This window comes from Actinophytocola sp. KF-1, from assembly GCF_054661535.1.
Window position 1 is genome coordinate 455,113 of record NZ_BAAFVK010000003.1, and the last position, 22,896, is coordinate 478,008.

Here is a 22,896-nt window from a genome sequence, read left to right on the forward strand (position 1 = left end):
GCACGACAAATAAAGTCGTCTGCACCTCCGGGATAACGAGCCCCCCACACACCCGCCGATTTCGGGCGCCACAACTCAACCTAGTAGGACGGAGTGCCCGGGCAATCCTCCATTCGGGGGCAAAGCGGGGGGCGGCGACGAGGATTCCCGGAATCCCTCACATGCAGTAAGGCCACCCGATTCGCATCACGCTCGGTGACACCACGAACGCGCGAGTCCTCAGTGGACATCCCGGGCCGGCGACGGGAGGACCGGCCGTCAGTCCGTTGAGGACAGTGCGTGCTACCCCTTCACCGCACCGGTCAGGCCGCTGACGATGCGGCGTTCGAAGATCGAGAAGAAGACGAGCGCGGGGATCATCGACAACGACACGAACGCCAGCACGCGGGCGGTGTCGATCGAGTACTGCGACGCGAACGCCTGCACTCCCAGCGGCAGGGTGTACAGGTCGTTGTCGCTGAGCAGGAACAGCGGCAGCAGGTAGCTGTTCCAGCTCGCCACGAACGCCAGGATCCCCACGGTCATCACGCCGGGCAGGGACAACGGGATCACCATCCGGACGAAGAAGCCGAGCCTGCTCGCGCCGTCGATGAGCGCGGCCTCCTCCAGTTCCTTCGGGATGGCACGCAGGAACGGCACGAGGATGATCACGGTGGTCGGCATGGCGAACGCGATCTGCGGCAGGACGACCCCGGCCAGGGTGTCGGTCAGCCCGAGGTCGCGCACCATGATGTAGAGCGGGGTGATCGCCACCGTGACGGGGAACATGAGGCCCGCGGCGAACAGCGAGTACATCAGGTGCTTGGCCTTGAACGGGTAGCGGGCGATCACGAAGCTGGCCATGAGACCGAGCACGACGACACCGGCCGTGGTGCCCACCGCCGCGATCACCGAGTTGACCAGCTGCTGCCAGAAGACCTCGCCGGTCAGCAGCCCGGTGTAGTTGCCGACCTCCCAGGGGTCCGGCAGCCCGGCCGGTGACCGGATGATCTGGGAGTTCGTGCGGAACCCGCCCAGGATGATGTAGACGGCGGGCGCCAGGCACACGCCGACGAGGGCGAACGCCACCAGGTAGGCGGCCAGGCTCCCCCGCCCGGTCACGCCCGAGCGGTCACGCAGGCGAGCGACAGCAGCAGACATCAGGCCACACCTTCGGTCAGCGCGCCCTCGGTGTCGCGGCGCAGCACGAACCGCTGGTAGACGAGCGCGATCACCAGCGACACCAGGAAGATCACCACGGCGACGGCACTGCCGTAGCCGTACTCGCCGGACGTCCTGCCGTTGGCCACCATGTAGGTCGCCATCGTCGACGTCCCGGCCGTGTCGGCCACGTACTGGCCCCAGATCACGAACACCAGGTCGAACACCTGCAGCGAGCCGATGATGGACAGGAACGCCCAGATCCTGATGGTCGGCGCGAGCAGCGGCAACGTGATGTGCCACTGCGTCTGCCAGTACGACGCGCCGTCGATCGCGGCCGCCTCGCGCAGCTCGTCCGGGATCCCCTGCAGGCCGGCGAGCATGAGGATGACCGCGAACCCGATGTACTTCCACACCAGGATCAGCATCAGCGACCAGATCGCGACGTCCGGGTCGGCGAGCCAGTCCGTCGCCAGGCCACTGAGCCCGATCCGGTCCAGCACGTCGTTGACCGCGCCGGTCGGGTGCAGCATGAGGCTGAACCCGATCGCGACGATGACCTCCGAGATCACGTACGGCACGAAGATCAGCACACGGATGAGGGAACGCCCGCGCATCTTCCTGTTCAGCAGCAGCGCGATCCCGATGGCCAGCGGTCCCTGCAGGATCAGCGACATGACCAGGATGAACCCGTTGTGCGACATCGCTTCGAGGAACGCGGCGTCGGTGAGGATCAGCCCGTAGTTGCGCAGGCCGACGAACTCGGTCGGGACCCCGTACCCGCTCCAGTCGAAGAAGCCGTAGTACCCGGCCATGAGGACGGGCACGATCACGAACGTGACGAAGACGACGACCCCCGGGCCGGCGAGCAGCGCGATCTCCGCCCACCGCCGCCAGGGCACCCGGCGTCCCCGAGCCCGCCCGCGGGCCGGGGGCAGCGCCCCGGCCCGCGGGCTGTCCGGCACGGCGTGTTCCACGTGCGCGGCTGTCTCCATGTGGCCGGGCCCTACTTCCGGCCTGCCGCTTCGGTGATCGCCGAGACGAACCCCGCGGGATCGGTCTCCCCCGTCAGCAGCTTCACGACCGACTGGTTCAGCACGGTGCCGACCTTCTGGCCGTAGTTGGTGTCCAGGAAGTCCAACACGTAGGTCGCCTCGTTGAGGGCCTCGATCATCTGCTTGTCGTAGTCGTTCTTCACCACGTCCTGGGCGTCGACGTGCAGCGGTATCGACCCGAACGCGGTGTAGAAGCTCTCCTGGTTCTTCTCCGAGTTCATCAGCGCGAGGAACTCCCCGCACAGCTTCTTCGGCGCGCTCGCCGAGCAGGAGAAGCCGCCCTTGCCGCCCATGAGCGCGTTCGCGTCCCCCTGGCCGGACGCCACCTGCGGGAACGGGAACCAGCCCAGGTCGGGCAGCGGTTCCTTGTTCGGCGTGAGGTCCTTGACGACCCCGGGCTCCCACGAACCCATGAGTTCCATGGCCGCCTTGTGGTTGGCGAGCAGGCCGGCCGAGCTGCTGGCGCCCTGCTGCGCGGACGTGTTCAGGAAGCCTTCGTTGAACGGCTCGAGGGCGGCCAGGTCGACCACGTTCTTGGCCGCCTTCTCGTAGCACGGGTCGGCGAAGTCCAGCGACTGGTTCGTCGCCTCGAGGGTGTCGGCCGAGCACTCGCGCAGCGCGAAGAAGTAGTACCAGTGGGCGGCGGGCCAGGCGTCCTTGCCGCCGAGCGCGATCGGGGTGATGCCGGCGCTCTTGAGCTTGCCGATCGCGGCGGCCAGGTCGTCGACCGTCGTCGGGACCTCGGTGATGCCGGCCTGGGAGAACAGGTCCTTGCTGTACCAGATGCCGCCGGGCTGCACCAGCTGCGGCGCGGCCAGCAGCTTGCCGTCGACGGTGAGCGCGTCGTACGGCGCGTCGCCGAGCTTCTCCCGCAGCTCCGGCGAGTCGACCGCGCTGCCGGTGAGGTCGAGGAGCTGCTTCGCCTCGGCCATGTCCCGCATCTTGCCGCCGCCGCGCTGCAGGAAGATGTCCGGTGCGTCACCGGAGTTCAGTGCCGTCTGGAGCTTGCCGTCCAGCTCCTCGTTCTGGATGTGCTGGGCATCGACGGTGACGTTCTCGTGCGCCGCCTCGAACTCCTTGGCGACGCTGTCGAACCAGGCCAGGCCGGCCTCGCCGGTGTAGTTGGTCCAGACGGTGAGGGTGTACGGATCGCCTTCCTTGTAGTCGCTGGCTTCCGGGCCTTCCGAGCAGGCCGACAGCGCGAGTGCTGCCGCCATCGTGCCTGCCAGCACGCCGAGCGTCCTGTGCCTGCGTGTCATCATCGACGACTCCTTTGGTTGGTCGATGTCCGTCATCGGGTCAGGTGAGCTGGAGGTCGGCTGTGACGTAGGAGTGCGGCGGCAACTCGACGAGCAGGCCGCGCGGGTGCGCCCGCACCCCGTCGAACGCGGCGGGCGCCACAGTGGACGGTGCGTGCGGGGTGTTGTGTGACGCGGGCGCCGGTGCGGTGAGCACACGCGCGCCGCGGCACCGCGCGCCGCGCCCGCGCAGGTCCAGGACGACCTCGACCGGGGCGGCGACGTCCAGGTTGGCCAGCGAGACGAGCGCGCCGTCGTCCTTGGCCGACGCCGTGACCGAGACGAGGCCGAGCTCGCGCCCGTCCGACTCGACGACCGGCACGTCGCGCAGGTGGACCGCCAGCGACGCCGCGTCGTGGTGGCCGGTGCTCATCTCGAACACGTGGTAGGTCGGCGTGCGCACGAGCGCGCCGGAGTCCGGGTCGGTGAGCAGCACGGCCTGGAGCACGTTGACCGTCTGGGCGATGTTGGCCATGACCACCCGGTCGGCGTGCCGGTGGAAGGCGGCGAAGTGCACCGCGGCCACCAGGGCGTCGCGCATCGTGTTCTGCTGGTACAGGAAGCCCGGCTCGGTGCCCGGCTCGACGTTCCACCAGGTGCCCCACTCGTCGACCACGAGCCCAACCTTGCGGTGCGGGTCGTAGCGGTCCATCACCGTGCTGTGCCGGGTGAGGTACTCGTCCACGCGTGCGGCGCGGGACAGCGCGACGTACCACTCGTCGTCGGTGAAGTCGGTCGCCGCGCCCTTGTCCGACCAGGATCCGGTCATCGTGTAGTAGTGCAGCGACAACGCCTGGAACGGCGCCGCGGGCGCGGCCGGGTCGGCGGCGAGGTCGTCGAACGAGCGCATCATGGTCTCGGTCCACGCGTAGTCGCCTTCGCCGGGGCCGACAGCGATCCGGTAGACCTCGTTGTCGCCGTGGTCGCGCACGAACGTCGCGTAGTGGCGGGCGAGGGACGCGTACTGCTCGGCCCGCATGTTCCCGCCACAGCCCCAGGCCTCGTTGCCGATGCCCCAGAACGGGACGCGCCACGGCTCGTCGCGCCCATGCGCCCGGCGCAACGCGGCCATCGGTGCGTCACCGGGACGGGTGAGGTACTCGACCCACTCGGCCATCTCCCGCACCGAGCCCGAGCCGACGTTGCCTGACACGTACGGCTGGGCGCCCAGCAGCTCGCACAGATCGAGGAACTCGTGCGTGCCGAAGGAGTTGTCCTCGACGACGTCACCCCAGTGGGTGTTCACCATCCGCGGGCGCTGGTCGCGCGGCCCGACGCCGTCGCGCCAGTGGTAGGTGTCGGCGAAGCAGCCGCCGGGCCAGCGCAGGTTCGGGATCCGCAGTGCCTTGAGCGCCTCGACGACGTCCGCGCGGAGGCCGCGGACGTGGGGGACCGTCGCGTCCTCGCCCACCCAGAACCCGCCGTAGACGCACCTGCCGAGGTGCTCGGCGAAGTGGCCGTACACGTGCCGGGAGATGACCGGACCGGGCAAGTCCAGATTGATGATCGCCGTCGTGGTCATGGCGCCTTCCGGGGTGCGGCCCTTGAACTGCGAAACTTTCGGGTTTATCGTTACACTTGTTGGCGGGAAAGAATCCCGATCCGGCACTCCGCCGTCAACCCGAGCGCCGCGCATCGTCGCCGTTTCGTGACTGATCGACACCCGCACCACTGCCCGAGTCCCCCGCTCGGGCTGAGAGAGTGACCGCCATGGGACGACGCCCCGTCACGATGAGCGACGTGGCACGCGAAGCAGGCGTGTCGGTGATGACCGTGTCCAACGTGCTCAACGGCCGGTCCAACGTCGGGGCCGGCACCCGGCTGCACGTGCTCGACGTCGTCGACCGCCTCGGCTACGAGATCAACCTGACCGCCCGGCGCCTGCGCTCGGGGCGGACGGGCACGGTCGGCCTGATCGTGCCCAGGTTCGACCTGCACTACTATGGCGAGCTGGCGGCCCTGATCTCGGACGCGCTGGCCGCCGACCGCATGCACCTGGTCGTCGAACAGTCGAGCGCGAGCCGGGAGCGCGAACTGTCCGCACTGTCGCTCGCCCGCCTCCAGCAGTACGACGGCGTCCTGCTCAGCGCGGTCGGCCTGGACACGGCCGACCTCGACCGGATCCACCCGGACCTGCCGATCGTCCTGCTCGGCGAACAGGACGTGCCGGACCGCTACCACCGCGTCCAGATGGGCAACGTCGCGGGCGCACGCCTGGCCACAGAACACCTGATCGCCGGCGGCGCGCGCAGAATCGCGGTCCTGGGCGGGAAGCTGACGGCCCCCCACCCGGAGATGGCGACCTACCGCGCCACCGGCTGGTCGGAAGCACTGGCCGCCGCGGGCCTGACACCCAGCCCGGACCTCGTGATCCCACTCCACGACTACTCGATCGCGGAAGCCCGGACCACCGTCACCGAAGCCCTGGCAGCGGGCCTGACGCTCGACGGCATCTTCGCCGTCACCGACGAGGTGGCCATCGGCGCCCTGTCCGCCCTCCACGACGCCGGTCTGCGCGTGCCCGACGACGTCCAGCTGGCCGGGTTCGACAACCTCGAGATCTCCCGCCACCTCACCCCGGGCCTGACGACCGTCGACCCCGACCGCCCGACCATGGTCGCCGAGGCGCTGCGCTTGCTCCGCCGACAGTTCGAGGACAAGAACGCCGAGCCGGAACACATCGTCAGCACCGTCTCGCTCGTGGCCAGGGGTAGCACGAGAAATCGGCCCCCTGCACGCCGACAACGACGAACGCCGAAGGCTTGACGCTGCTGACCGTGAGCCGATGCGCTCTCGCGATTCCGGATCAGGATCGGTTCGGTGTGGTGTGGCGGTCCTCTCGTTCTGACATGGCGACAGCGCAGGAATACGACCGGGTTCTCGCGAAAGCGGAACTGAGTGGACCGTCCTCGTTGAACAGTCAGGAGAAGGAACTGTTCAAGCGCATGCTGAACGAGGCGGGTTCCCGGGGGAACCAGGCCCGTCGCATCATCAACGGCTGAGCGCGGACCGCACATGGGCTTCTTCACCAGCGACGAGACGGTCGTCCCCGTCCCGTCCGACGACATCAGCGTCGACCCGAGGGTCGTGGCGGCGCTGCCCGATCCCGGTGACTACCTCATGGACCTGCTCGGCGACCTGTCCCAGGAATCGCTGGACCTGGTGGCGGGGGAGATCGCGCGGGTCCGGCACCCCAACGGCGCGATCCCCTTCGATGCGCTCACCGGCGTCGGCGTGGCTGACTGGAAGAGCGGGCCGCTCACACTGCTCGTGTCGATCCACGCAGGGGAACTGATCGCGACGTCCGTGTGGGCGTCGTTCGGCCTGCCGAGGCGGCAGCGGAAGGCGTTCGAGAGCACGGTCGAGGAAATCGTCCGCGGGCAGGGTGTCCCCGCCGCCGCGACGTGGGCGTTGATGAGCCGTCCCGATGCGAAACCGCACCTCGATTTCCTCGCCGAGTCACTCCTCTCCTCCTACGGTGAAGCACGTCTCACGAACGGCGACGTGATCAAGGCGTTCCGGAAATGGCGGCGATGACGGAATGACCGCGGCGGCCGTGACCGATGTAGGTCACGGCCGTTGTCGTGTTCGGGACGTCAGTCGTCGATGTTCAGTTCCGGGCAGCGGCGCAACAACCGCTCGACGAGCAACGCGATGTCCCGCCGGTCCGCGTCTCCGGTGAGCTGCATCGACTGTTCGCTGGCGACCCATGCCAGCTCGGCGGGCAGGTCCTCGGCCCGCAGCCGGTTGCGCTGGCCGACCAGCACCGGCACGACCCGGACGCCGCTGTCCCTGGCGTACAGCAGTTCCTTGCGCACCCAGTCCTCGGGGTCGTCGAGGCACCGGGTGCCGGACACGGTGGTCGCGGCCTCCCACGTCGGGCCCACGACCGCCAGGAGCACCTTCGCACCGGCGACGTTCCGCATGATCACCGGTTCGAACTCGACGCCGAGCGGGATCGACGTGATGTCCCGGAACACGCCCCGTTCCCCGAACCGCGTCACGAGTTCGTCGTGCAGCAGCAACACCATCTGGTCCGCGATGCCCGTGCGGTAGTTGAGGAACACGCGGGCGGTCGTCGAGGGGCCCGGCCCGAGCTGCACCCCCCACCGGCCCAGGGTGTCGGCGAGCCAGTCCGGTGTGCCGGGCGCGCCGAGGTCGACGGTGAGGCCGGGCATCGCGGTCAGCGCGCCGGCACACCGGTCCTCGAACAGCACGAGCGTCGTGCTGGGCAGGTCCAGGATCGACGTCCACAAGATCCCCGCCGCCCACGGCGCCTGCGCACGCAACCACCCGGCCCACTCCCGGATCGCCGGGTAGTGCCCGTCCCGCTCGGTGAGCAGCCAGCTGCCCGCGTGCACGGACGCCAGGTCCGGGGCGGACGTCAGGCGCAACAACGGAAGGTCCCTGGTGGTGCGCACCGAGGAGAGGTGGAGATCCGCGAAGGAGGCCCGGGTGAGGTACCGGGGCGCGGACGGGCTGGCGTCGAACGCGGGCAGCACCTCCTCCGCGATCGCGGTCGCCCGGTCGGGGGACGCGTAACAGCACCGGTGCGGGCTCGCCGCCGTGCCGTCGAACCGCCTGCCGCCGAACACGTCCGAGGCGGGCGGGTCGAACGTCAGCGCCGTGTGGGGCCCGCGGTGCGTGCGCCAGAGCTGCGTGTGCGCGGGCAACGTGAACCGGACTGGAGTACCGGTGAGCCGGGCAGGCGGCGCGACGGGCATCATCGCGCACCTCCCACCGCTGCGCGGGCGGCGGCGAGGAGGTTGTCCTCGTCCGGCCCGTCCAGCAGCTCGACCGGCGCGTCGTGCAGCCAGACGTTGCTGCTGAGCCACCAGTCCGCGACACCCCACGGGTCGTCGTAGGCGTCCAACAGCACGTTGATCCGCAGCACGGTGGCGCGCGGCCGGCCGTCGTCCGCGAACTGGAACAACGGCACGACCACGGAGCCGTCCTGCCGGTCGAGACGGATCAGCGGCGGGAAGTCCGGGTCGATGCCGCGTCCGCGCAGCGCACGTGGCGTCTCCCAGTCGGCCATCAGTATCCGGTCGGCCGCCGGCAACGGCGCCTGTTCCGCAACTCGCATGCGCAACAACGTGAAACGTCCGATCGACGACCGGGTGTCCGCCGGCGCGGTGGTGAGCCGGTTGCCCATGACCACGACCGGGTGATACGCCGGAAGGCTGTCGAACAGCAGGAGGGCGATCCGCTGGCTCACGGCGAGCCGCGCCGGTTCGTCGGCTGCCTCCGCGAGATCCACGACGAGCTCTCGCAACGTGCGCTGCCGGTCCGGCGGCAGCAGCGGCACGACGTCGTCCCACCGCTGCGCCAGCGCGTCGATCATCTCCGGGACACTCACACCCCGGATTGTGCCCGCGGCACGACGAGTTCTCCCGTCAGTGACGACTTCCTGTCAAAGACAACATCCCTCCACCCGAGGTCGCCCTGTCGTCGTAACGGAGTCCGGTGGCACGTCGATGCGGGGGGCAACATATCTCGTCCAGCAGAAGGAAGTCGATGAGTTCCTCGGCCGGCTACTACGTGTCCCCCGTCGACCTCGCCGCCCAGCGCAGGCGGGAGCTCCGCGGCGAGATAGCGGCACTCCGGACGAGACTCGCGACGCTCGAACGGCGGGCCCGCGCCGTCCGCGTGCGCACCGAACAGGTCCACGGCGACGACGCGAGCGAGGACAACACCGTTCTGGAGAACACGGTCGAGCGGCTCCGTGACGCGATCTCCTCGGCACAGTCGCGGATCAGCGACGCGTGGACGAGCCGCTGGCAGGAAGAGATCGCCGCGGTCGCTCCCGCGGAACGGGCCCGGTCGCGTTCCGCGACCGCGGAGCTCCACGACAGCAGGCAACGACAACAGCCCGCCGACACCGGCGCGACGCGCCGCCGCGCCGCCATCGACGACGTGGCACGGTTGATGCGATCCGCGGGACCTCGGTGTGAGCCGGCCGACCTGGCGGAACTGAGCGGAAAACTCGCCGAGATGTCCACAATGGACAACCTGGGCGCGGTGCGGGCCGCCGCGCTGGACCTGTCGGTGACGATCCGGGATGCCGTCGAACGCCACAAGATCCGCGACGCGGGCGACGAACTGCGTTCCCGCCTGCTCGACCTCCTCGGCGAGGCACTGCCGGCGGACCAGGACCGGCTGCGCACGGAGATCGAGTCGGCGGACGACTGCCGCCCCCTGCGGGACCGGGTCCACCAGGCGGTCGAACGCGCGGATCTCCGCAAGCACCAGGATGTCATGGTGCAGGCGGTGGCCGACGCGCTCACCGAGGCAGGATGCGTGGTCGACAAGGCTTTTTCCGGCATGTTGCTGGCCCACGGGGAGGCCGTGGCCGGGCTTCGCGAGCCGGACGACGACTACGGTCTGCTGGTCCGGCTGCCCGCCGACGGCGGCAAGGTGCTCACCTCGGTTGTCCGCGGCGAGGACCTGCCACCGGATCCCGCGCACGACGTGCGGGTGCAGCAGACGTTCTGCGCGGCGACGCTCCCCGCGATCACCGCCTCGCTGGCCGAACGCGTGACGGTCGACCCGCATCCGTTCCTCATGATCGACCCCGGCCGGATGCCCATGGCCGCCGCCCCGCTCCCCTCCACCCGGCGCAGGCGGTCACCCGCGAAGCCGGCGGTCGCGCAGACCCTCAGGGAGCGCGGGCGGTGACGGTGGAACTCCCCGCGTGGATCAGGGAACTCGACCTCTCGCTGGTCACCCATCCGCAGATCCTGCTGGTCGGCAACGTCCGCGACCAGTACCTCCTCCCCGCCGAGAACGGCTCCGCACGGGCGCTGCCGCTCAGGCTCGTCGACGTCATCGAGCGAGTGTGCAGAAACCGGGAGTACGCCGCGCTCACCATGTTCGATCTCGTGCACGACCGGCTCGAGTCGTGGCCGTTGCGGGAGGAACCGGGGCAGCTGCCGGACTCCCTGTCCGCCATGGCGCTCGACGACGCGCTGTCCGGCCGCTCGCGCGAGGACGCCGACACCGACGTCGAAGGGCTCATCCAGCGCCGTCTGCGCCGGGTGCTGCGTGACGTGGTCGAGCATCGGGGCGCACCCATCGGACTGGTCTTTCCCTACGCCCACCGGCTCGGCTCACCGCGGGCGGAACTGGCGGGCGAGGCGAAGCTCGTCATGGGCGCGGTCGAGGTGCTCGGCCACGTCGCCCGCCAGGCGCTGGGCCCGGCCCCGGTGATGCCGTTCAACACGGTGTTCTGGGCCGCGGACCGGGAGGAGCAGCTGCCGACGGAGTTCCCGCTGGCCTCCACGTCGTTGCGGGTGATCAGCATCCCGCCCGCACCGGCGGACCAGCGCCTGGCCGCGGCGACCCACGCGGTCGAACACGTGCTGCGCGCGAACGGCGCCCCGGACCAGCCCCGGGAGGACGTCGCCCGTCACGCCAAGAACCTCCTCGCCGCGACGCACGGCATGACGAACGCCGAGGTCCTCACCGTCGGCCGGATCGCCATCGACCGGGCCATCCCGCCTGCCCGCCTCGACGAGGCCGCCCGTCTGTACCGGGTCGGTGTCCGCGACAACCCGTGGGCCAGCGCCGACATCCGCGAACGCATCGTCGCGGGCGAACGGGTGCTCACCGGTCAGGGCGGCGGGGGCGACGGTGACCCGATCGGCGTGCTCGGCCAGGAACGGGCGGTCCGCAAGGCGGTCGAGATCTTCATGCGCTCGGCGGCGGGCCTCACCGGGGCGCAGTCGTCCAGCTCACCCAACCGGCCCCGCGGCGTCCTCTTCCTGGCCGGACCGACGGGGGTGGGCAAGACGGAGCTGGCGAAGGGCGTCGCACGCATGTTGTTCGGCCGCGACGCCGAACCCATCCGGTTCGACATGAGCGAGTTCGCGCAGGAGCACGCGCGGGAACGCCTGATCGGCGCGCCACCGGGGTTCGTCGGCTTCGACGCGGGCGGCGAGCTCACCAACGCCGTGCGGGCCAACCCGATGAGCGTGCTGTTGTTCGACGAGATCGAGAAGGCGCACCCCCGGCTGTTCGACTTCTTCCTGCAGATCCTCGAGGACGGCAGGCTCACCGACGGCCGGGGGTCGACCGTGTACTTCACCGAGACCGTCCTGATCTTCACGTCGAACCTGGGCATGTCCGAGCCGGGGCCGGGTGGCCGTCCGGTGTCGGCCCTGTCGCACAAGACCGCGCCCGACGACGTCCGCCGGGTCCTCGAGGAGGCGTTCCGCCAGTTCTTCGACACCCAGATCGGCAGGCCGGAGCTGCGGAACCGGCTCGGTGACTCGTTCATCGCGATGGACTTCATCCAGCCCGAGGTCGTGCCCGCCTTGCTGGACAAGGCCCTCGCCTCGGTCGCCCGCCGGGCCGCGAACGTGCACGAGCTGACCCTCGAGGTCGCCGAGCAGGCGTACAAGGTGTTGCACGACAGGGCCGTCGAGAACCTCGACCACGGCGGGCGCGGGGTGAACAACGTCGTCGAGACGTTGCTCATCAACCCGCTGTCGCGGCACGTGCTCATGCACCCGCCCGCCCCGGGTGACGTGTGGACGGTCAGCAGGATCGTGCCCGGCGACACCGACTGCGAGCTGGAGGTGGACCGGTGCTCCGGGTGAGCCGCGTGCACTTCCCGGTCACCACACTCGGTCCCGGCAGCAGGCTCGTGATCTGGGTGCAGGGTTGCCCGCTCGCGTGCCGTGGCTGCATGTCGCGGGACACGTGGGACGAGGGCGGCGGCGCCGATCTGACGGAGCACGCGCTGCTCGGGCTGTGGTCGGACGCGTTGCGGCGGGGCGCGGACGGCATGACCATCAGCGGCGGGGAGCCGCTCGCACAAGCGGAACCGGTCGCCGCGTTCCTGCGTGCCGCCCGGTCGTGCCCGGCGCCGCCCGGCACCGAACCGGACTTTCTGCTGTACACGGGGTTCGAGCTCGACGAACTCGACCCCGCGCAGGACGCCGCGGTCGCGGCCGCCGACGCGGTCATCACCGGCCGGTACGAGGCGGGCAGCCCGACCCGCCTGATCTGGCGTGGCTCGGCGAACCAGCGGCTGCGCGCGACCACCGACCTCGGCAGGCGGCGCTACACGCCCTACCTCGGCGCCGAGCCCGACCGAGCGCCGGTGCAGATCGGCGTCGACGGCGAACGGCTGTGGGTCATCGGCGTACCACCGCCCGGTGCGCTGTCCCACATGGAACGTGCGCTGCGGGCGCGCGGCGTCCGGATCCAGGGAGCGACATGGCGGCCATGACCTACCGGTGCCCGGTGGATCCGGACGGGTGCGGTGACCACAGCGAACCCGGCTACTGCGACGTGCACGCCGGGACGGTGCTCGAGGCGGTCCGGTCGGCTGTGCAACCGCAGGCGCCGGACACCCCGCAGGCGCCGCCGGTCGACGTCGTTCCCCTGCGACGGCCCCACATCACGCTCGAGCTGCTGGGCAGGAGCGTCCAGGTGCCCCCGGACGGGGTGGTGCTCGGCAGGGAGGAACCACCGCTCGAAGCCCTCCCGGGCATGGCCGAGCTGACGCAGGTCTCCCGGACCCACGCGCGGCTGTACTGGCTCGCCGACCAGCTGTACGTCGCCGACTGCGAGTCCACGAACGGGACTTTCGTCGACGGGGAGAAGGTCACCACCGCGCGACGGCTCGCACCGGGCCAGCGGCTGCGTCTCGGCCTGGACGTGGACATCCAGGTCACCGCCGTCGAGGTCGACGAGTTCGGACTGCCACGATGACGCCGCCCACCGTCACGGTGACGGCGATGAGCGCACGCGGCCTCGTGCGGCCGGGCAACGAGGACCGCGTCGGTGTCTTCGGCTGGCTGGCACCGGCCGAGGCGTCCGGACCGGTCACGGTGCGCCAGACCGTCGAGGCTCCCCTCGTCGTCGCGGTCGCGGACGGCCTCGGTGGTCACCTCGCGGGTGAGGTGGCGAGCACGCGGGCCGTCGAGGCGTGGCAGGTCGCGCCGCCGGCCGACGACGACGCGGTCGCCGACCGCTTCCGGAGCATCCACGCCGATCTGCTGGCGGCGGGTGCGTCCCGCCCCGACTGGGACGGCATGGCCACCACGCTCGTCGTCGCGGTGGTGTGCGCGGACGAGGTGTTCGTCGCAGGCGTCGGTGACAGCCGCGCTTACCACGTGGAACCGGGTTTCGTCGAACAGCTCACCGCCGACGACCTCTCCCCGTCCGGCTCCGGCGAACTCACCCAGGTGCTCGGCGGACGACCGGGCCAGGAGATCTCACCCGGGGTCATGCGGTCGGAGCTGCGGGACGGGATGCGCCTGCTCCTCTGCACCGACGGCCTCCACTCCTACCTGGAACAGGCGACGTTGCGTGCGCTCGTGTCGCTGCCCGACCCCACGTCGGCGGTGCGCGAGCTGCGCGACGCGGTCTACGCGGAAGGCGCGCCCGACAACGTCTCGATATGCCTGGTCGACATCACGACGAACGGCTCACGGAGCGCGCCATGACCGAACCACACCGCCGTCCATCGACGCCCACCGTGCAGCAGGGACAACGCAGGACCGGCGTGCCGACCGTCCAACAAGGACACCCGCGTCACGGGGTCCGCACCACGCGGCAGGGCACACCGACCGTCCAGCAGGGTGTGCCACTCGCCGGCGGCGAGGATGCCGGCGACACGTTCCCCGCGCAGCTGCTCGACCGCTTCACCCCGCACGAATGCCGAGGGCGTGGCACGGAAGGCTCGGTCTGGCGCTGCACACGGGTGGGCGACGGCGCCGAGGTCGCGGTGAAGGTGCACTGGGCAGGCCGTCCCATGGACGCGAACCTGCTGGAACACCTGCGTGCTCCCGGCTTCCGCAGGCACGTCCCCGAGATCCACGACAACGGCACGCTCGTCACACCGCACGGCGAGATCGCGTGGGTCGCGATGGAGTACTTCGAGACCACGTTCGCCGAACTGGTCGACGGCAACGGCGTCGCTCCGGACCGGGCGAAGGAACTCCTCGCCGAACTCGCGGCCGCGCTCGACTTCTGGCAACGGGTCGTCGGCAGGAACCCGCTGGACTTCAAGCCCGACAACCTCATGGTCCGGCAGGGCGAGCACGAACAGATCGTGATCGCCGACTTCGGCGGCGTCTCGGCGTTCACCGCGAGCCAGCAGCAGGGCGGCACGTTCATGGCCGCGGTCGCGTACTCCCCTCCCGAGGAGGTGTGGCAGGAAAAGCGTTCCCCGTGGCCGTGGTGGAGCCTCGGTGAGATCGCCTACCTGCTGGTCACCGGCCACACCCGCTTCCAGCGGCCGGACGGCGGGTTCCTGCCCGACGCGGTGATCCGCCGCATCCGCCACGTCGGCGACCTCGAGCTCGACACGGTGCCGGACCCGCGCTGGCAGTTGTTGATCCAGGGGCTCCTGACCAGGGACCCGTACGACCGCTGGACCTACGACGAGGTCAGCGCGTGGCTGCGCGGCGAGAACCCGCCGGTGGTCGCGGCCGCCGTCCGGCTCCAGCCGAACACGCACCGCCCGATCACGTTCGTCGACGGCAGGACTTTCGTCGACCCCGGCGACCTCGCCGCCGCCATGCTCGACGACTGGCGGGCCGCCGAGGAGTGGCTCTCCTCGACGGGCAGGCAGGAACTGCTCGACTGGCTCACCAAGGAGGACCTCGACCGCCGGTTCGACACCAGCCACCTGCGCGGGCTCACCGGCGACAACTCCCGCGCGCACCGGGCGATCCTCGCGTTCGGCGCCGCGTTCGCGCCCACGGTGACGCCGAAGGTGCGTGGCCGGGTCGTGGACGCGGACGGGCTGGTCGCGCTGCTCGGCACCGGTGACCGGGGGTTCGCCGAGGCCGGCGGGCTGATCAAGGCGCGGATGCTGGGGCTCGCGGCGGGATACCGGTGCGGCCACGCACAGTGTGCCGGTGATCGGTGTGCGGTCCTGGCGCGCGCCGAGGCCGATCTCACCGGGCTGGTCGACGACGTCGAGGCGATGATCGCCACGACGGGTGCCGGGGCGAACGCCGACGGGTGGACGGCACTGTCCGAGGGCGAGCGCGACCGCGTCAACGGGCTCGCACTCCTCGCCGTGCTGCGCCCGGACCTCATGCCGGGCAGCGTCCGGCGTCCGGCCCACGAGCTCGTCGGCACGCCCCGGTGGTGGCGTGACCTGTACACCCGCGTGCGCACCGCGGATCCCCGCACCCACGCCGGCCGGGTCGTCCTCGTCACGGCCGGTGTCCTGTGGGAGCGTGCGTTCGCCGAGCGGGTCACGACACTCGACGGGGCACGTGGCAGGCTCGGGCTCGGCGCCACACGCATCGCCCGCGCGGTCGCCTGCTGTGCCCTGACGTTCGCGGGTCTGGTGCTCGTCGCGTGGCTCGTCGGCGCGTTCGGCCTGTCGGCCCTCGCCTTCCAGGAGGATCCGGTGGCCTCGGCACGGGCGCTGGCCGAGGAACCGGCGTTCTTCCGCCGGCTTGCCCCGGCGTTGCTGGTGCTGGCGGTCGACGTCGTGGTGCTGGCACGGGGCCGGGGTGCGTGGATCGTGGGCGCCGTGGTGCTCACCGCCGCACTCGCCGTCGTGGCGCCCCGGCTGCCGGGATTCACGGCGGTGGAACTGCCCGGTCCGGTCGAGGACCTCGTCGGCACCCTCCACGGCGCGTGGCAGGACAACCTGACCCTGGGCGCCGTGATCATGGGTGCGGTCGCGCTCGGCTGTCTGATCGGCGCGGCGCGGCTGTTGCCGGGCCGCGCACAGCGCCCGGCCGGGCCGTGGCTCGCGACGGCGCCTGCCGGGACGCGCAGACTGATCGCGTTCGGCCTGTTCGCGCTGCTGCTGCCCGCGGCGCTGTGGGCGGCCGCGGTGCTCCGGCTGACCGTGACCGACGGCTCGGCGACCACGTCGTGGATCGGCCAGCGGGCCGCTGGTGAGCAGTCCGCCTACCTGCTGGTCCTCCTGCTGGCCGCCGCGATCGCCGCGATCGGGTGGCAGCACACCAAGCCGGTGCTCGTCATCGCGCTCCTCGCGGCCGTGGCACTGGGACTCTGGGCCCAGCCCGTTCCCGGGATCGACGAGATCCGCTACCCGGTGGCGACGGACCTGCTGACCGGGATCGCCGGGCTGTGGGACGGCGGCGCGTTCTGGCTCGCCCTCCTGGTCCACGTGCCGCTGTGCGTGGCGACGTACCGGTCGGCACTCCGGTTGCCGGGCCGATGACCGTCCTGGGACCGGCGGAGGAGCCGTCGCCCGAGTCCGCCGACATCCACTCGTTGCGGCAGCTCCTCGTCCGGGCCGAGCCCGGGTCCGACGACGAGGCCGGCATCCGCCTGCGGCTGGCCGACCACCTGATCGACCGCTTCGAGTCGGCGGCGGGCGAACGGGACGTCGCGGACCTGGACGAGGCGATCTACCACGCGACGTGGGTGCTGGGCGACGTCCGGCCGATGACCCAGACGTGGTTCGACGCCCGGTTCGCGCAGCTGTGGGCGCGGATGGACCGCTGGGACGCGCTTTCCGAACGCGCGGACCTCGACCACGCGATCGAACTCGCCGAGGAGCTGGCGACGATGGTCGGCAGCGCGTTCCTCGAGCTGACGCACGGGGAGTTCCGCGTCCAGCGGTACGAACAGACGGACGACGCCGAGGACCTCGCCGAGGCGGAGCGCGCCTTCCTCCGCGCGCTAGACGCGGACCCGACCACCGAGCAGTACCACCAGGCCAAGGCACGGCTGGGGCTCATCGCGCTCGACCGCGTGCGCGCCGGGTACCGCGTGACCACCACGGTGCACGATCTCGCGGAGCCGATCAGCGTGCTGCAGGCCAGCATCGGGCAGCTGCCACCGTCCCTGCCGGTGCGGAACCTGGTGCTGTACCGGCTGGGCGAGGCGCACACGTTGCGTTACGTGAGCAAGGAGTTCGCCGAGGCCGGTGGCGACCCGGCGGCCGAGCTGACCGAGGCGATCGACTACCTGCGCGACGTGCGGCACGCGGGGATCCGCTCCCCGGAGGTCGACTACGAGCTCGTGCAGGCGCTCGTCATGTACCACGACGAGCGCCCCGACCCCGCCGACCGGGAAGACGCGATCACGCTCCTGCACGAGCTCGCCGACGAGATGGACACGGCGGGTCTCGGGGACGAGCACGCCGAGTTGCTCGGGCAGCTGTACCTCGCGCGAGCGGTCACCGACGATTCACCGGACGAACTGTGCACCACCATCCGTTTCCTGGAACGGACCGCGGACGGTGCCGGCGCGGTGAGCGAGACCATCACCTCGCTCCTGCTGGAAGCCTACGGCCGCTGCAAACTCGCCTCGTCCACCGAACGCGCGCGGGAACGGCGCATGGTCGCGCGCATGCTCGACGACGAGGCGGCCGCGGCGGCGATGGGTGTGCGATCGGGGCTCGGCGCGCTGCACGCGCTGGAGACCATGGCGCCTGCCGCCCTCGACGAGGCCGGCGCGCGGATACGTGCCGACATCGGCAGCGGCAGGGCGGACGACGACCTGGTCGTGTCGACGACGCTGCTCGGCCTGCTCGCCGTCGCGCGGTACGTGGGCGATCTCGTGCCCGCGGCCCTGCGCCCGACACGCCTGTTGTTCGAGCTGGACGACGACCTCGGCGCCGACCTGGTCGACTGGCTGGAGCGGTACCGGGACAGGGTGCCCGGCCCGGGCGCCGTCTGCCACCTGCTGGCGGTGGCCGTGCTGCGCATGCGGACGGTCGGTGACATCGACGCGCCGCCGGTGCCCGGCGACGAACCGGTGCAGCTGGCGGTCGTCGGTGATCTGGAGCGCGTCCTCGCCGCGCCGGACTGCGACGACCTCGCGTTGGTGGCCGCCACGCTGCTCGGCGCGCAGCACCTCGCGCTGCTGCGGCGCCGTGGGCACCCGGAGCACGCCAGGCGCGCGACGGAACTGCTCGAGGGTGTGCTCGCCGGCGCCGCGGCGGAACGCCCGATCCGCACGGACGCCGCGTTGTCGTTCAGCCTGACCGTGGTGCTGGCCAAGGTGCTGGGGTTCGCCACGTCCCGCCACGAGGCCGCCGCCGAGGCGTTGACGCGGCTCGCGGCCGACCGCGACCTGCCGAGCGACCGGCGCGCGGTGTTCCGCTACGTCCTCAGCCTCCTGAAGACGCTCAGCTGGCTGGACGGGTCGCCGGACCCGGACCTCGCGGGCCCGGTCGAGGACTGCATGGCGGCGGTGGCGCTGCTCCCGCCCGGCTACCCGGGACGCGACTTCTTCACGTTCGGGACCGCGCTCATCCTCGCCGACCGCTTCCTGCTCACCGGCGACCTCGCCGACCTCGACACCGCGGCCGCGTACCTGGACTCGTTGCCCGCGAACGGTGAGATCGCCGGGCATGACGTCGACGAGGCGCGCATGCGCATCGGCTTCCTGCGCTGGCAGTCCACGAGGGACGGCGACGCGACGACGGCCCTCGCGGACCACCTGCGCGCCCAGATCCGCAGGCAGGCCGCGCTGCCGACGGTGCCGGAGAACGCGGGGACGCTGGCCATGACGCACTGCCTCCTCGCGCAGGTGCTCATCGCGCAGCTCGCCTTGTCGGACGACCAGCGGCTCCTCGACGAGGCGGCGGACCACGCCTCCTCGGCACTGCGGTTGCTTCCCGGCAACAGCCCGCTCCGCGGCCGCGTCGAACTCACCTCGGCGATCCCGCAGGTCGCGCTCGCGGTGAGCCGCAGGGACCGGGGACTCTTCCTCGCCACGGTGCGGCGGCTCGACGACGTGCCCGTGCTCGAGGGCAGTCATCCGCTGACGCTCGACCGCGCGACGCACCACCTCGGCATGGCCATCGTCTGGCTGACCTGGGCGGTCGGCACCGACGACGCCGCTGCCCTGGACAACGCGTTCGACTGGTTCCGGCGGGGGACCGCCCCGGACGCGGGACCTCCCGGGCACATCGGCGCCGCGGTCGCCGATCTCCACCAGGCGTTCGCGGACGCGGCGTGGCGGCGCGGGCACGCGCGCGACGTCCCGTTCGCGCTGGCGACCGGGATGGCGGCGCTGCACACCCTGCTCTGGCGGGTGCTCGGCCAGTCGAGCACGGAACTCAGCCTCGAACAGGCATCGGAGGCCGCGGACCGGGCGCTGGCGATCGCCGTGCGCTGCCTGGTGGTCGGTGAGCTGGGCACCGCGGTCGAGGCGCTCGAAGGCGGCCGGGGGCTGGTCCTGCGGGCAGGGGCGGCGGCGGTGGGGTTCGGGGCGCTGTTGCGGCGCGAGGGGTTCACCGAGCTCGCGACGGAGTGGGAACAGGCGGGCGGGGACGACGCACCGGACCACGCTCAGCCGTCGGCGAGCGCCGCCAGACCGGACGCGTTGCGCCACCGCGTGCTGCGCACGTTGCGGTCGACGCCGTCCGCGCGGGAGCTGACCGGCACGTTGGACACCGGCGCCATCGCGGCCGCGCTCCGCGGGCTCGACATGGACGTGCTGGCCTATCTGGTGCCCGCTCGCGGCGCGAACTTCGGCCGTGCGCTGCTCGTGCACGCGGGCGGCGAGCTGGACCAGATCCTGCTGCCCGGTCTCCGCGCGGACGGCCACGGGCAGGTGACCGACTACGTCACCGCCCGCCGTGCGGTCGACGCGCACCCCACGATGCCCGCCGCGCTCGCCGCCTGGCACCGGGAGCTGGACTCGGTCGGCACGTGGGCGTGGCGGCACGCCGTCGGACCGCTGCGGGACCGGCTCAGCGGACTGGGCAGGCCACCCCGGGTGGTGCTCGTGCCGTGCGGTGAGCTCGGCGTCGTGCCGTGGCACGCGGCCCGGCAGAACCTGCTGTCCGGTCCCCGGTACGCACTCGAGGACATGGTCCTGTCCTACGCCGGCTCGGCGCGCCAGCTCGTGGAGCTGTCCCGTCGTCCTCGGCGCGTCCCCGGCGAACGGCCGGTGGTGATCGCGAACCCCACCGGGGACCTGCTCTCGGCACGGGTGGAGACCCGCTTCCTCGCCGGGTTGTACCCGTCGGCGCGGTTGTTCGGGTTGGTCGACGACGACCTGCCCGTGCTCGGTCGCGGTACCCGTGACGAGGTGCTCGACGAACTCGCGACGGCCTCACTGCTGCATTTCGGGTGCCACGCCGAGGGGCGTGCCACCCCGGCCGCGTCCATGCTCCGGCTGGCGGACGGGCAGGTGCTGACGGTCGACCGTCTCCTGCGGCGCGGGCACCGCGGCGGCGGCGCGACCGGCGCGACGGTCGTGCTCGCCGCGTGCCAGAGCGATCTGACCGAGGACGTCCACGACGAGGCCCTGACCTTGAGCAACGCCTTCGTGGCGGTCGGCGCGACCAGCGTGATCGGCACCCGGTGGGCGGTGAACGATCTCGCGTCCAGCGCGCTCATGTGCCAGTTCCACCTGGTGCTGCGGACACCCGGCACGCGACCGCTGGACGCGTTGCGGGCGGCCCAGTTGTGGATGCTCGATCCCGCCCGGTCGTTGCCGCCGGACCTGCCCGCGGCGGTCGTGGAACACCTGGCCGGGATCGACATGACCGCCCCGGCGCTCTGGGCCGGCTTTGTCCACTGTGGATGGTAGCGGGTCAGACCCACTTCCTCCTGGCCGCGGCGATGCCGGCCGCGAACCGGTTGTTGACGCCGAGCAGACCGTAGATCGCCTTGATGTGCCTGCGCACGGTCGTGACACTCACACCGAGCCTGCGCGCGATCGCCTCGTCGCCGCCGCCGTCGAGCATCAGCGTGAGGACGTCCCGCTGAGCCGGGCTGAGCGCGGGACCGGCGCCGCCGACCGGGTGCCGCAGCGTGGCCGGGTGGTCCCACAGGAGGTCGAACCAGTCCCCGAGCAACTCGACCACCGGCGGCGACCGCACGAGCAACGCGGTCGTCGCCGTGCGGTCGGTGGTCACGAGCGCGACCCGGTCGTCGACGTGCAACAGCCTGACCGGCAGCCGGGCACGCAGCCGGACCTCCTCCCCCGAGGCGGGTGGCCAGACCGCTGAGTCCCCACCCACCAGGTGTGACTCGCAGAGGACCTGCCGGACGATCGTGGCTGACCGGGTCCCCGCGGCCCGCAGGGCGGGGAAGTCGTCTGTCTCCATCGACCGCATCCTGGAGCCCACCGAGGACCGCAGTTCGGTCATGATCGCGACCACGTCATCGACGCGGCTGATCACCCGGACGCCGTCCCCGCCACCCGGGGCGCCGAACGCCGACGGCAGCATTTTCGACAACTGGTGCCACCCGTCGAGAATGCGGCTCTGCGCGTCGAGCACCTCGTGCTGCCGAGCGGCGAGAAGAATCCGCAGCGCGGCCGCCGGGTCGACCGCCCGGACTTCCCCGCCGACCCGGAAAATCACCCCACATTCGAGAAGTTCGGCAAGCCCCACCGGTCCGCCGGGACCGTCGTCCGAGTTGACACGCAACGATCCCGCGGCCAGGAGACGTCGGTAGAGTTCCTCGGCCTCGGCACTGACGAGGCCCGCCAGGTCCGACGTGCGCACCGCGTGACTCATCGCCCCAAATCCATCCGTCGATCCCGCTCCCGGCGCACAGTGAGTCTTCCCGGCCGCCATTTCTGTTACCGCTCCGGGCCCCGATCACCCGTGCGGACAATCATCGGCGGCATGGCCGCATCGAGACTGGACCAATTCCGCATGCGTCGGTCCGGGCCGCGGCCTCGCTCAGCCGGTGGCGATCCGAGGTTCGTGCGGCAGCGCGGGGGTGGCGGCGAGGAAAGCGCCGTACGGTTCGCGCCGGGGCAGCCGATGCGGTTCGCCCGGACCGAGAGGGGCGGACTGCGGACGCCTCACCGGCGGTTCCGCACGGGGTGCAGCGGCCTCGCGACCGCGCGCGGGGCGGTGGCCCGCGCGGGGCGGCGACGGACGTTGATCGCCAGGAGCCACACCGCCAGCAGTGCCGCGCCGATCGTGCCCGTCCACGTGGTCGCGCCCATGGCGCCGGTCAGTGCCAGCACCGGCGTCAACATGAGCAGCACCGTGCTCGCGACGGCCGAGAAACCGATCACCAACCCTTGCGCGCTGACCGTACGCATGACCGACCTCCCTGGCGCGAACCATTCCCACGCCAGGGGTGCCCCGTCCTCGATCGCTTCAATCGTCGTGACCTGCTGTCACGTTCCTGCCGGGCGGGCCAGGGACGCGGGCGCGGACATGGTGCGTGTCGCGACCCACTGCACCGAGGCCGACGTGTCGCCGCAGCACTTCGCCGCGGCCCGCGACCTGGGCATGGAGACGGCCGGTTCCTGATGGTGGCGCACCGGACCACGCCCGAGGACCTGGCGAAGCAGGCACGCATCATGGTCGACGCGGGGTGCCGGTGCCCGTACGTCACCGACTCGGCAGGCGCACTGCTCACGCACGAGGCGATCGCGCTCGCCGCGCGGTGAGGTGCACAGTTGCGTGCCCGAAAGGACAGCCGGAACGGGCATCGGCCGGTGGCCGTGCGCACCCTAGGTTCGAA

Annotated in this window: 18 protein-coding genes and 1 pseudogene; 11 read left to right on the top strand and 8 right to left on the bottom strand. The window is 71.4% G+C overall.

The annotated features are described in order from the left end of the window. Positions 1 to 282: 282 nt before the first annotated feature. Genes ACYQ77_RS11875 through ACYQ77_RS11890 form a run of 4 tightly spaced genes read right to left on the bottom strand, consistent with a single transcriptional unit; the run spans position 283 to position 5,015 of the window. Entirely contained in the window at positions 283 to 1,140 is an 858-nt protein-coding gene (locus ACYQ77_RS11875) for a carbohydrate ABC transporter permease (RefSeq protein ID WP_459710319.1), read from the bottom strand. Then, the gene (locus ACYQ77_RS11880; protein ID WP_459710320.1) at positions 1,140 to 2,135 is read right to left on the bottom strand and encodes a carbohydrate ABC transporter permease; all 996 of its coding nucleotides are present in this window, start codon (positions 2,133 to 2,135) and stop codon (positions 1,140 to 1,142) included. Before ACYQ77_RS11880 ends, ACYQ77_RS11875 begins: the two co-directional genes overlap by 1 nt. Positions 2,136 to 2,146: 11 nt before the next feature. Next, positions 2,147 to 3,490, bottom strand: coding sequence for an ABC transporter substrate-binding protein (locus ACYQ77_RS11885; RefSeq protein WP_459710322.1), 1,344 nt, complete (start codon positions 3,488 to 3,490; stop codon positions 2,147 to 2,149). Between the two features lie 4 nt (positions 3,491 to 3,494). Beyond that, the gene (locus ACYQ77_RS11890) at positions 3,495 to 5,015 is read right to left on the bottom strand and encodes an alpha-N-arabinofuranosidase (protein ID WP_459710324.1); all 1,521 of its coding nucleotides are present in this window, start codon (positions 5,013 to 5,015) and stop codon (positions 3,495 to 3,497) included. Positions 5,016 to 5,203: 188 nt separating this feature from the next. Here ACYQ77_RS11890 and ACYQ77_RS11895 point away from each other — a divergent pair, with 188 nt between their 5' ends. The 3 genes from ACYQ77_RS11895 to ACYQ77_RS11905 are packed head-to-tail and all read left to right on the top strand — an operon-like array spanning position 5,204 to position 7,030. Beyond that, positions 5,204 to 6,259, top strand: a complete 1,056-nt coding sequence (locus ACYQ77_RS11895; RefSeq protein ID WP_459710325.1) for a LacI family DNA-binding transcriptional regulator — start codon at positions 5,204 to 5,206, stop codon at positions 6,257 to 6,259. After that, positions 6,256 to 6,495: a hypothetical protein gene (locus tag ACYQ77_RS11900; RefSeq protein WP_459710327.1), complete on the top strand. Its 240-nt coding sequence runs from the start codon at positions 6,256 to 6,258 to the stop codon at positions 6,493 to 6,495. Before ACYQ77_RS11895 ends, ACYQ77_RS11900 begins: the two co-directional genes overlap by 4 nt. A 13-nt stretch (positions 6,496 to 6,508) precedes the next feature. Then, positions 6,509 to 7,030 (top strand): hypothetical protein, encoded by a 522-nt coding sequence (locus ACYQ77_RS11905; protein WP_459710328.1) that lies wholly within the window; start codon positions 6,509 to 6,511, stop codon positions 7,028 to 7,030. A 59-nt stretch (positions 7,031 to 7,089) separates the two neighbouring features. On the opposite strand, the gene ACYQ77_RS11910 is transcribed toward ACYQ77_RS11905, so the two are convergent. Beyond that, on the bottom strand, positions 7,090 to 8,220 hold the full coding sequence (locus tag ACYQ77_RS11910; protein WP_459710330.1) for an RES family NAD+ phosphorylase: 1,131 nt from the start codon (positions 8,218 to 8,220) through the stop codon (positions 7,090 to 7,092). After that, on the bottom strand, positions 8,217 to 8,852 hold the full coding sequence (locus ACYQ77_RS11915) for a hypothetical protein (protein WP_459710332.1): 636 nt from the start codon (positions 8,850 to 8,852) through the stop codon (positions 8,217 to 8,219). Before ACYQ77_RS11915 ends, ACYQ77_RS11910 begins: the two co-directional genes overlap by 4 nt. A gap of 158 nt (positions 8,853 to 9,010) precedes the next feature. On the opposite strand from ACYQ77_RS11915, the gene ACYQ77_RS11920 reads away from it, so the two are divergent. Genes ACYQ77_RS11920 through ACYQ77_RS11950 form a run of 7 tightly spaced genes read left to right on the top strand, consistent with a single transcriptional unit; the run spans position 9,011 to position 20,995 of the window. Beyond that, positions 9,011 to 10,171, top strand: a complete 1,161-nt coding sequence (locus tag ACYQ77_RS11920) for a hypothetical protein (protein WP_459710334.1) — start codon at positions 9,011 to 9,013, stop codon at positions 10,169 to 10,171. Then, entirely contained in the window at positions 10,168 to 12,093 is a 1,926-nt protein-coding gene (locus ACYQ77_RS11925) for an AAA family ATPase (RefSeq protein WP_459710336.1), read from the top strand. The genes ACYQ77_RS11920 and ACYQ77_RS11925 overlap by 4 nt, the downstream gene beginning before the upstream one ends. After that, positions 12,081 to 12,728, top strand: a complete 648-nt coding sequence (locus ACYQ77_RS11930) for a 4Fe-4S single cluster domain-containing protein (RefSeq protein WP_459710338.1) — start codon at positions 12,081 to 12,083, stop codon at positions 12,726 to 12,728. Before ACYQ77_RS11925 ends, ACYQ77_RS11930 begins: the two co-directional genes overlap by 13 nt. Beyond that, a complete protein-coding gene (locus ACYQ77_RS11935; RefSeq protein ID WP_459710339.1) occupies positions 12,716 to 13,213 on the top strand; it encodes an FHA domain-containing protein in 498 nt (165 codons plus the stop codon). Before ACYQ77_RS11930 ends, ACYQ77_RS11935 begins: the two co-directional genes overlap by 13 nt. Continuing rightward, positions 13,210 to 13,950 carry a PP2C family protein-serine/threonine phosphatase gene (locus ACYQ77_RS11940; protein ID WP_459710341.1) on the top strand — a complete coding sequence of 247 codons (741 nt, stop codon included), beginning with the start codon at positions 13,210 to 13,212 and terminating at the stop codon, positions 13,948 to 13,950. Before ACYQ77_RS11935 ends, ACYQ77_RS11940 begins: the two co-directional genes overlap by 4 nt. Beyond that, on the top strand, positions 13,947 to 16,661 hold the full coding sequence (locus tag ACYQ77_RS11945) for a protein kinase domain-containing protein (protein WP_459710343.1): 2,715 nt from the start codon (positions 13,947 to 13,949) through the stop codon (positions 16,659 to 16,661). The genes ACYQ77_RS11940 and ACYQ77_RS11945 overlap by 4 nt, the downstream gene beginning before the upstream one ends. Further along, positions 16,658 to 20,995, top strand: coding sequence for a CHAT domain-containing protein (locus tag ACYQ77_RS11950; protein WP_459710344.1), 4,338 nt, complete (start codon positions 16,658 to 16,660; stop codon positions 20,993 to 20,995). The genes ACYQ77_RS11945 and ACYQ77_RS11950 overlap by 4 nt, the downstream gene beginning before the upstream one ends. Positions 20,996 to 20,999: 4 nt before the next feature. Here ACYQ77_RS11950 and ACYQ77_RS11955 read toward each other — a convergent pair whose 3' ends face one another. Together ACYQ77_RS11955 and ACYQ77_RS11960 are read right to left on the bottom strand one after the other, a co-directional pair. Next, positions 21,000 to 21,929, bottom strand: coding sequence for a helix-turn-helix transcriptional regulator (locus ACYQ77_RS11955; protein ID WP_459710346.1), 930 nt, complete (start codon positions 21,927 to 21,929; stop codon positions 21,000 to 21,002). A gap of 293 nt (positions 21,930 to 22,222) precedes the next feature. Further along, on the bottom strand, positions 22,223 to 22,468 hold the full coding sequence (locus ACYQ77_RS11960) for a hypothetical protein (RefSeq protein WP_459710348.1): 246 nt from the start codon (positions 22,466 to 22,468) through the stop codon (positions 22,223 to 22,225). Positions 22,469 to 22,565: 97 nt separating this feature from the next. Between ACYQ77_RS11960 and ACYQ77_RS11965 the strand changes: the two are divergent. Beyond that, positions 22,566 to 22,801: pseudogene (locus tag ACYQ77_RS11965) on the top strand (4-hydroxy-2-oxovalerate aldolase); the annotation flags it as partial. Positions 22,802 to 22,896: the final 95 nt, after the last annotated feature.

Bases quoted from the DNA above. Each gene is read 5' to 3' on its own strand.
- ACYQ77_RS11875 (WP_459710319.1), bottom strand. From the start codon at position 1,140: ATGTCTGCTGCTGTCGCTCGCCTGCGTGACCGCTCGGGCGTGACCGGG.
- ACYQ77_RS11880 (WP_459710320.1), bottom strand. From the start codon at position 2,135: ATGGAGACAGCCGCGCACGTGGAACACGCCGTGCCGGACAGCCCGCGG.
- ACYQ77_RS11885 (WP_459710322.1), bottom strand. From the start codon at position 3,490: ATGACGGACATCGACCAACCAAAGGAGTCGTCGATGATGACACGCAGG.
- ACYQ77_RS11890 (WP_459710324.1), bottom strand. From the start codon at position 5,015: ATGACCACGACGGCGATCATCAATCTGGACTTGCCCGGTCCGGTCATC.
- ACYQ77_RS11895 (WP_459710325.1), top strand. From the start codon at position 5,204: ATGGGACGACGCCCCGTCACGATGAGCGACGTGGCACGCGAAGCAGGC.
- ACYQ77_RS11905 (WP_459710328.1), top strand. From the start codon at position 6,509: ATGGGCTTCTTCACCAGCGACGAGACGGTCGTCCCCGTCCCGTCCGAC.
- ACYQ77_RS11910 (WP_459710330.1), bottom strand. From the start codon at position 8,220: ATGATGCCCGTCGCGCCGCCTGCCCGGCTCACCGGTACTCCAGTCCGG.
- ACYQ77_RS11920 (WP_459710334.1), top strand. From the start codon at position 9,011: ATGAGTTCCTCGGCCGGCTACTACGTGTCCCCCGTCGACCTCGCCGCC.
- ACYQ77_RS11935 (WP_459710339.1), top strand. From the start codon at position 12,716: ATGGCGGCCATGACCTACCGGTGCCCGGTGGATCCGGACGGGTGCGGT.
- ACYQ77_RS11940 (WP_459710341.1), top strand. From the start codon at position 13,210: ATGACGCCGCCCACCGTCACGGTGACGGCGATGAGCGCACGCGGCCTC.
- ACYQ77_RS11945 (WP_459710343.1), top strand. From the start codon at position 13,947: ATGACCGAACCACACCGCCGTCCATCGACGCCCACCGTGCAGCAGGGA.
- ACYQ77_RS11950 (WP_459710344.1), top strand. From the start codon at position 16,658: ATGACCGTCCTGGGACCGGCGGAGGAGCCGTCGCCCGAGTCCGCCGAC.
- ACYQ77_RS11955 (WP_459710346.1), bottom strand. From the start codon at position 21,929: ATGAGTCACGCGGTGCGCACGTCGGACCTGGCGGGCCTCGTCAGTGCC.
- ACYQ77_RS11960 (WP_459710348.1), bottom strand. From the start codon at position 22,468: ATGCGTACGGTCAGCGCGCAAGGGTTGGTGATCGGTTTCTCGGCCGTC.